Annotated in this window: 1 protein-coding gene; it reads right to left on the reverse strand. The window is 61.1% G+C overall.

What is annotated here, in order from left to right; all coding sequences use genetic code 11:
• Positions 1-7: 7 nt before the first annotated feature.
• Positions 8-1111 carry an ISAs1 family transposase gene (locus IC50_RS38180; RefSeq protein ID WP_035716838.1) on the reverse strand — a complete coding sequence of 368 codons (1104 nt, stop codon included), beginning with the start codon at positions 1109-1111 and terminating at the stop codon, positions 8-10.
• Between the last annotated feature and the right edge of the window lie 92 nt (positions 1112-1203).

Raw genomic sequence — 1203 nt, forward strand, 5'->3', positions numbered from 1 at the left:
GGCAGGGCTATCGCATGTGACCGATAAGGCTGAGAAGGAATGCGTCTTCCCAGCCTGCCCGTTTGACCTTTTGTCGCATGGAGATACGGGCGGGGTGGGCTCGGATGAGATTGATTGCGGCCCGCCGCAAGATCGCGAAGTTCTCCGGGCCGTTGTTTTTTCTGGTTCGGCAGGTGTCTTCGCCAAAGACGACGTCGAGTACCCAGTGCAACTGATTCTCGATGCTCCAATGGTTGCGGACGATCTGCAACAATCGTCTTGCAGGCAGGTATTTGGACAACAAGTAATATCGCACGGCCGGCTTCCCAGCCGGCCTGCCATGCAGTCGTCGGCGCGAGGTGATGCGGGCCACGGCCGCCACGCCGGGAAAGCGGTTTGTCGTACCCAGACCGGTGTTGCGCATGACAGTGGCTCGCCTGGATTCGTATCGATCGTGCGTGTTTGGCTCGACCCGTTGTGCCACGCTGCGCTTGCCCGAGCGGGCAAAGCAGCGTTCGACCTCCGCGAACAGTTTGCTCTGATTTTGCTTGAGGGCCAGCACGTAGTGGGCGCCACGCTCGAGCACCTTCTTGGCGAAGGCACGATTGCAATGCAGGGCGTCGGCGGTGACGATGCAGCCCTCGAGCGAAAGCATCTGCAGCACGTCCAGGGCACCTTGGGCTTCGTTGCGGCCCGGCGCCTTGCATGCGGCCAGGGCCATGCGGGCTTCGGTGGCGAAGACATTGACCATGTGCAGTGGCGTGGCGCTGCGGCCGCGTTCGTAGGCCCCTCGAACAGCTTTGCCATCGACTGCCACCACGCCGGTGAGCTTGATCCCGTTGGCCTCTGTGAATGCTGCCATAAAGCTTCGGAAGGCTTGCTCGAAGGCCTCCGGATCGAGCGCGTTGAAGACCCGGCTGAACGTATCGTGACTGGGAAGCCCGTGCTCCAGGCGAAGGAATTGCCGCAACAGCTTTTCCTTGGAGGATGCAAACACCTCCATATCCGTCGCGCCCTGTCCTCCGCACAGCACCGTGGCCAGAGCGATGACAATGATGTCCAGTAAATCGTGCAGTGCGTTGGGCGCCCGCGGATCGGGCAAAGTGCTGAAGATACTGCGAATCTTGCGCATGCGACCCCCTCGGCGAATCGGGAGTCCTCTTCAGAATCCATATCGCGGGCCCGCGCAACATCGTCCTCAAATCCACATGCGATTCCCCTGCC

This window comes from Bradyrhizobium genomosp. I (2014), from assembly GCF_000261685.1.
Classification (GTDB): Bacteria; Pseudomonadota; Alphaproteobacteria; order Rhizobiales; family Xanthobacteraceae; genus Bradyrhizobium.

Bases quoted from the DNA above. Each gene is read 5' to 3' on its own strand.
- IC50_RS38180 (WP_035716838.1), bottom strand. From the start codon at position 1,111: ATGCGCAAGATTCGCAGTATCTTCAGCACTTTGCCCGATCCGCGGGCG.